The sequence below is a fragment of the Klebsiella sp. JN_Kp127 genome (genome assembly GCF_040062505.1).
Taxonomy (GTDB): Bacteria; Pseudomonadota; Gammaproteobacteria; order Enterobacterales; family Enterobacteriaceae; genus Klebsiella; species Klebsiella quasipneumoniae.
Window position 1 is genome coordinate 202,622 of record NZ_JBEAHS010000001.1, and the last position, 6,461, is coordinate 209,082.

General features: G+C 59.8%; 6 protein-coding genes. 4 read left to right on the forward strand and 2 right to left on the reverse strand.

Annotated features, from left to right (window positions below):
* Positions 1–1,395 carry a 6-phospho-beta-glucosidase gene (gene ascB, locus ABLV04_RS00930; protein ID WP_048297900.1) on the forward strand — a complete coding sequence of 465 codons (1,395 nt, stop codon included), beginning with the start codon at positions 1–3 and terminating at the stop codon, positions 1,393–1,395.
* A 33-nt stretch (positions 1,396–1,428) separates the two neighbouring features.
* Here ascB and ABLV04_RS00935 read toward each other — a convergent pair whose 3' ends face one another.
* A complete protein-coding gene (locus tag ABLV04_RS00935) occupies positions 1,429–2,163 on the reverse strand; it encodes a class I SAM-dependent methyltransferase (RefSeq protein ID WP_032453514.1) in 735 nt (244 codons plus the stop codon).
* Between the two features lie 128 nt (positions 2,164–2,291).
* Here ABLV04_RS00935 and mdtQ point away from each other — a divergent pair, with 128 nt between their 5' ends.
* The gene (gene mdtQ / locus ABLV04_RS00940; protein WP_044524206.1) at positions 2,292–3,731 is read left to right on the forward strand and encodes a multidrug resistance outer membrane protein MdtQ; all 1,440 of its coding nucleotides are present in this window, start codon (positions 2,292–2,294) and stop codon (positions 3,729–3,731) included.
* A gap of 32 nt (positions 3,732–3,763) precedes the next feature.
* On the opposite strand, the gene ABLV04_RS00945 is transcribed toward mdtQ, so the two are convergent.
* Positions 3,764–4,333: a DedA family protein gene (locus ABLV04_RS00945; RefSeq protein WP_044524205.1), complete on the reverse strand. Its 570-nt coding sequence runs from the start codon at positions 4,331–4,333 to the stop codon at positions 3,764–3,766.
* Positions 4,334–4,486: 153 nt separating this feature from the next.
* On the opposite strand from ABLV04_RS00945, the gene ABLV04_RS00950 reads away from it, so the two are divergent.
* Together ABLV04_RS00950 and pbpG are read left to right on the forward strand one after the other, a co-directional pair.
* Entirely contained in the window at positions 4,487–5,074 is a 588-nt protein-coding gene (locus ABLV04_RS00950; protein WP_032453512.1) for a Yip1 family protein, read from the forward strand.
* Between the two features lie 188 nt (positions 5,075–5,262).
* Positions 5,263–6,213 (forward strand): D-alanyl-D-alanine endopeptidase, encoded by a 951-nt coding sequence (pbpG, locus tag ABLV04_RS00955; protein WP_023290428.1) that lies wholly within the window; start codon positions 5,263–5,265, stop codon positions 6,211–6,213.
* Positions 6,214–6,461 lie beyond the last annotated feature (248 nt).

Genomic DNA, 6,461 nt, shown 5'->3' on the forward strand with positions numbered 1-6,461 from the left:
ATGAAAACATTCCCGGCAGATTTTTTATGGGGCGGCGCGACCGCGGCGAATCAGGTGGAAGGGGCGTACCTGGAAGATGGCAAAGGGTTATCCACCTCCGATGCGCAGCCGCACGGCGTCTTCGGCGAAGTGGTCGAGCGCGTACCCGGCGACAGCGGGATTAAGGATGTGGCGATCGATTTTTACCATCGTTACCCGGAAGATATTGCCCTGTTTGCCGAGATGGGCTTTAACTGCCTGCGGGTGTCCATCGCCTGGACCCGTATCTACCCCAACGGCGATGACGCCGAGCCGAACGAAGCCGGACTCGTGTTCTACGACAAGTTGTTCGACGAGATGGCGAAGCACAACATCACCCCGCTGGTGACGCTGTCGCATTATGAAATGCCGTGGGCGCTGGTGAAAAACTACGGCGGCTGGGGTAGCCGGGAGGTGATTGGCTTCTTTGAGCGCTACGCCCGGACGGTGTTCAGCCGTTATAAAAACAGGGTCAAACTGTGGCTGACCTTTAACGAAATCAATATGTCGCTGCATGCCCCGATGACCGGCGTCGGCCTGCCGGCCGGCAGCAGCAAAGGCGAGGTATATCAGGCCATTCACCACCAGCTGGTGGCCAGCGCCCTGGCGGTCAAAGCCTGTCACGAGCTGGTGCCCGAGGGCAAAATCGGCAATATGCTGCTCGGCGGGTTGATGTATCCCTTGAGCTGCAAACCGGAAGATGTGTTCGAGACGCTGCAGGAGAACCGCAGCTGGCAGTTCTTCGGCGACGTGCAGGCGCGCGGGGCGTACCCGGGCTATATGCAGCGCTTTTTCCGCGACAACGGCATCACGCTCGACATCACCGAGGCCGATCGCGACACGCTGAAAACCACCGTCGATTTTATCTCCTTCAGCTACTACATGACCGGGTGCGTCACCGCCGATGAGGCGCTGAACCAGCAGGCGCGCGGCAATATTCTCAGCATGGTGCCGAACCCGCACCTGGCGAGCTCGGAGTGGGGCTGGCAGATAGACCCCCTGGGCCTGCGTACGCTGCTGAACGTGCTGTGGGATCGCTATCAGAAGCCGCTGTTTATCGTGGAAAACGGTCTGGGCGCCAAAGATAAGGTGGAAGCCGACGGCAGCATTAACGATGACTACCGCATCAGCTACCTGAACGACCATCTGGTGCAGGCGCGGGAGGCCATTGACGATGGCGTTGAGCTGATGGGCTTTACCAGCTGGGGACCGATTGACCTGGTGAGCGCCTCGAAGGCGGAGCTGTCGAAGCGCTACGGCTTTATCTATGTCGACCGCCATGATGACGGCACCGGCACCCTGGCGCGCAGTAAGAAGAAGAGCTTTGACTGGTATAAAGAGGTGATTGCCAGCCGCGGCGCCAGCCTGAAAGCGTAACGCTTCTCCGCCCGGCCATCGTCGGGCGGGGGATTAAGCCGGTTTACGCGCGCGCAGTAAAAAGATCATCGGCCGCTCTTTCTCTTCATCCAGGGCGGGCTGTTGAGCAATCTGTTCGGCGCCTGGTCCCCACTCATCCAGCTGCTCCAGCACAAAACCGGCGGCGATAAGCGCGTTTATCCAGCTCGAGAGTTTGCGGTGCTGTTTAATGACGCCCTCGGCAAACCAGTTGCTGACGCGCTCCCCCTCCTGCTGATAGTGGCTGACCGGCCAGCTCTTTTGCCCCTGTTCATTCACCTGCCATCCCTGCTGCAGCGGCGCGGTATAGATGGGATGTTCGGCAGAAAAAACCAGGATACCGCCAGGGACCAGCGCCTGCTGCAGGGTGGAGAAGAGCGGGGCGATGTCGGGTAAATAATGCAGGGCCAGCGAGCTGTAGATCAGATCGCAGCTGTTGGCGGGCAGCGTCAGGGTTTGCAGATCGGCGCAGCGGTAGTCAATCTCATCCCCGCGGGTCATTTCCCGTGCCTGCGCCAGCATACGCCGGGAGATATCAAAACCCATTATCTGGCTGGCTCCCTGCTGCTGCGCCCAGCGGCAAAACCAGCCGTAGCCGCAGCCGAGATCCACCACCCGCAAACCGGCTAGCGGCGGCAGCATTTGCTGCAGGGCAGGCCACTCCGGTGCGCCATCCAGCCCTTTCACCGAACGATCGAGGGTTGCATAGCCGGCGAAGAAGTGCGGATCGTCATAAATATTCTGGCTCATATTCATCCCTTGAATTGATAAGTTTGTTTATTTTTAGCAAACTAATAATTTAGTCACACGCTTTACTAAACGCGTTTAATTCAATTAACTTATGATCACTCACCTGATTATATTATCTGACCTGTCTAATGAAATTGAGATTAAATAATAGCGTGCTGGCGGCCTTGCCCCTGGCCATCGCGCTGGTAGGCTGCGCGCCTTCCCATGAGGTTGCTCGTCCGCCGCAGCAGCAAATTCCGGCTTCCCACGTTGCCATGGATCTCCCCGCCGCCGTCAAAAACGGCTGGCCGCAGACCGACTGGTGGAAAGACTACCACGATGCCCAACTGGATAATTTGATTCAGCGCGCGCTCGCCAACGCGCCGGATATGCAGATTGCCGAACAGCGCATCAGGCTTGCCGAAGCGCAGGCCAGAATGTCGCAGGCGAATCTTGGCCCGGAGATGGATTTCTCCGCTGACATCGAACGTCAACGCATGTCGGCCGAAGGTCTGATGGGGCCGTTCGCCACCGACACCGACGGCAATACCGGCCCGTGGTACACCAACGGTACCTTCGGCCTGACCGCCGGCTGGGATCTCGATCTGTGGGGCAAAAACCGTGCGCTGGTGAAAGCCCGCATCGGCGAGCTGAAAGCCCAGGTGGCCGAGCAGGCTCAGACCCGCGAGCTGCTCTCCGGCAGCGTGGCGCGCCTGTACTGGCAGTGGCAGACGGAAGCGGCGATCAAAGCGGTGCTGCAGCAGGTGAAAAACGAGCAAAATAATATCGTGACGGTCGACAAGGCCCTGTATCAGCGCGGGATCACCAACTCCGCCGAAGGGGCGGAAAACGATATTAACGTCAGCAAAACCGACCAGCAGCTGGCGGACGTGGCGGGTACGATGAAAGAGATTGAAGCGCGGCTGATGGCCCTGACCAACAGCCAGAGCCAGTCGCTAAACCTCAAACCCGCCAGCCTGCCGACGGTCAGCGCGCAGCTGCCGGACACCCTTGGCTATGAGCTGCTGGCGCGTCGTCCGGATCTGCAGGTCGCTCACTGGTATATCGAGGCGTCGCTGAGCGAAGTGGACGCGGCGAAGGCGGCGTTTTACCCGGACATCAATCTGATGGCGTTCCTGCAGCAGGATGCCCTGCACTTAAGCGATCTTTTCCGCCATTCGGCGCAGCAGATGGGCGTCACCGCCGGACTGACGCTGCCGATCTTCGACAGCGGTCGCCTCAATGCCAATCTGGATATCGCCAGCGCGCAGAACAGCCTGTCCATCGCCCAGTACAACAAAGCGGTGGTGGACGCCGTCAACCAGGTGGCGAAAACCGCCAGCCAGGTCGAGACGCTGATGGCCAAGAGCCAACAGCAGCAGCAGGTTGAAAAAGACGCCCAGCGGGTGGTGGACCTGGCGCAGGCCCGGATGGCGGCGGGGATCTTGCCCGGCTCCCGGGTCAGTATGGCGAAGCTCCCGGCGCTGCAGGAGCGTATCACCGCCTTGCGCCTGCACGGCCAGTGGATTGACGCCAGCATTCAGCTGACCTCGGCCCTCGGCGGCGGCTACCACCAGAGCGTGAAGTAACCGGCCCCCCGGCGCGTCAGCGGGCGCGCCGCTCAGTCTTTCTTCTTCCCTTCGCGCCGCCTGAACCACCAGTGGGCGGCCACGACCAACACCACCGCGAGGATCAGCCAGATCCAGTGCTTCAGATGGGCGTCGAGGTGGTGCAGCCACGGGCCAACCACCTCGCCGCCAAGATAGCCTATGGTGGTAAACAGCAGAGCCCACACCAGCGCCCCGGCAATATTCAGCGGCAGGAAAATGCGCGGCGGCAGGCGGCTGGCGCCGATCAGCAGGGGGCCGATCACCCGGAAGCCGTACATAAAGCGGGTGCCGATGACAAACAGCCACGGCCGGTGCTGGATCATGCGCTGGGCTTTCCTGATCCGCGCCTTCTGGCTGGCGAAACGGCGCAGAATGCGCCCGCCGAAGCGGCGACCAAGCAGATAGAGCAACTGATCGCCAATCATCCCGCCGAGGGCGACAGCGATCACCACCAGGGGAAACTTCAGTAGCCCCTGATGCGCCGCGACGCCGCCCAGCAGGGTAATGGTCTCACCTTCCGCCATGCTGCCGACGATCAGCGCCGCGTAGCCATACTGGGAAATCAGGTGATTGATATCCATAAACAGCTTATCTCCTTACCTCATCACCTGTTAATCATACACCCTGCAGGCCAAAACGCGTCGACGCAGATTTTTTGTGCTGTACACAAAATAATCTACAGGGTGAATTATACTTGGATCAGTGCAGTACGAAGCCGTGACAAGGGGGACGCTATGAACCATGTCTGGGGGCTCTTCGCTCATCCCAACCGGGAGATGAGCGTGATAAAGAGCGAGAATGAAACCATTTCTCATCACTATACGCACCATGTGCTGCTGATGGCGGCGGTTCCGGTGGTTTGCGCCTTTATCGGCACCACGCAGCTGGGCTGGAACTTCGGTGACGGCACCATTATTAAACTGTCGATGTGGACCGGGCTGGCGCTGGCTGTCCTGTTTTATGCCGTGATGCTGGCCGGGGTGGCGATCATGGGGCGGGTTATCTGGTGGATGGCCAGGCAATATCCGCAGCAGCCTTCCCTGAAACGCTGCATGGTCTTTGCCGGCTATGTGGCCACGCCGCTGTTCCTGAGCGGGATTGTGGCGCTCTATCCGCTGGTCTGGCTGTGCGCGCTGATCGGTACCGTTGCCCTGTTCTATACCGGTTATCTGCTCTATCTCGGGATCCCGACCTTCCTGAGCATTAACCGGGAAGAGGGGCTCAGTTTCGCCAGCTCGACCCTGGCCATCGGGGTGCTGGTGCTGGAAGTACTGCTGGCGATCACCGTGGTGCTATGGGGGTATGGCTACCGACTGTTCTGATCGGACGAAACGGGTCAATATGCATTGCCGGCAAATATGTATTTTATGTCGGCAATGCAGCATTTCTTCACGATTCTTATTAGGCACAGGGCCTTACGGCGCGGTATGATGGCGTTTGCCAGCGAAGTTGCCCACTTAACCTCGCGGCGTACGTTCCATAACGTGCAAAAATACTTTTCAGAATGCCCATGATGCCGAAATTCCGAGTCTCTTTGCTCAGCCTGACCTTGCTGCTGGCTGTGCCTTTTGCGCCCCAGGCGTTAGCAAAAACCCCGACGGCGGTAGCCGCCTCGCAGCCGGACATCGCTTCCGGCAGCGCCATGATCGTCGATCTGGCCACCAAAAAAATCATCTACGCCAGCCAGCCGGATCTGGTGCGCCCGATGGCGTCGATCACCAAGGTGATGACCGCCATGGTGGTTCTCGATGCCCATCTGCCGCTGGACGAAATGCTGACGGTGGATATCAGCCATACTCCGGAAATGAAGGGGATTTACTCCCGCGTGCGTCTCAACAGCCAGATCAGCCGCCGCGATATGCTGCTGCTGGCGCTGATGTCTTCCGAGAACCGCGCGGCCGCCAGCCTGGCGCATCACTATCCGGGCGGCTACGACGCCTTTATTCGCGCGATGAACGCCAAAGCGCAGGCGCTGGGTATGACCCATACCCGCTATGTGGAGCCCACCGGTCTGTCGGTGCATAACGTCTCCACCGCCCGCGATCTGACCAAACTGCTGATCGCCAGCGAGCAGTACCCGCTGATTGGCCAGCTGAGCACCACCAAAGAAGAGACCGCCACCTTTGCCCATCCGGCCTACAGCCTGCCGTTCCGCAACACTAACCATCTGGTGTATCGCGACAACTGGAACATCCAGCTGACCAAAACCGGCTTCACCAACGCTGCCGGCCACTGCCTGATTATGCGCACGGTGATTAACCAACGTCCGGTGGCGCTGGTGGTGATGGATGCCTTCGGCAAATATACCCACTTCGCCGACGCCAGCCGTTTGCGGACGTGGATCGAGACCGGGAAGGTGATGCCGGTCCCGGCTTCGGCGCTGAGCTATAAAAAGCAGCGCGAAGCGCAGATGGCGGAGGCGATGCTGAAAGGCGGCGCCCAGACCGCGCAGAACGATTAATCTGCATATCCCCCGGATAACGGCGCATTGCGCCTTATCCGGGATAAAGATGTATTTATATCAAAGGGTTATCAGGTCTTGTAGGCCCGGCAAGCGCAGCGCCGCCGGGCAATCACGCCGAGTGCCGCGTTTGCGCCGGATGGCGGCTGACGCCTTATCCGGCCTACGTTATTTGGCGCCGGGTTCCGCCCCTTTCGCAGGCCCGGCAAGCGCAGCGCCGCCGGGCAATCACGCCGAGTGCCGCGTTT

Excerpts from the sequence above, each read along its gene's own strand:
- ascB (WP_048297900.1), top strand. The coding sequence starts at position 1 with ATGAAAACATTCCCGGCAGATTTTTTATGGGGCGGCGCGACCGCGGCG.
- pbpG (WP_023290428.1), top strand. The coding sequence starts at position 5,263 with ATGATGCCGAAATTCCGAGTCTCTTTGCTCAGCCTGACCTTGCTGCTG.
- ABLV04_RS00945 (WP_044524205.1), bottom strand. The coding sequence starts at position 4,333 with ATGGATATCAATCACCTGATTTCCCAGTATGGCTACGCGGCGCTGATC.
- ABLV04_RS00950 (WP_032453512.1), top strand. The coding sequence starts at position 4,487 with ATGAACCATGTCTGGGGGCTCTTCGCTCATCCCAACCGGGAGATGAGC.
- mdtQ (WP_044524206.1), top strand. The coding sequence starts at position 2,292 with ATGAAATTGAGATTAAATAATAGCGTGCTGGCGGCCTTGCCCCTGGCC.
- ABLV04_RS00935 (WP_032453514.1), bottom strand. The coding sequence starts at position 2,163 with ATGAGCCAGAATATTTATGACGATCCGCACTTCTTCGCCGGCTATGCA.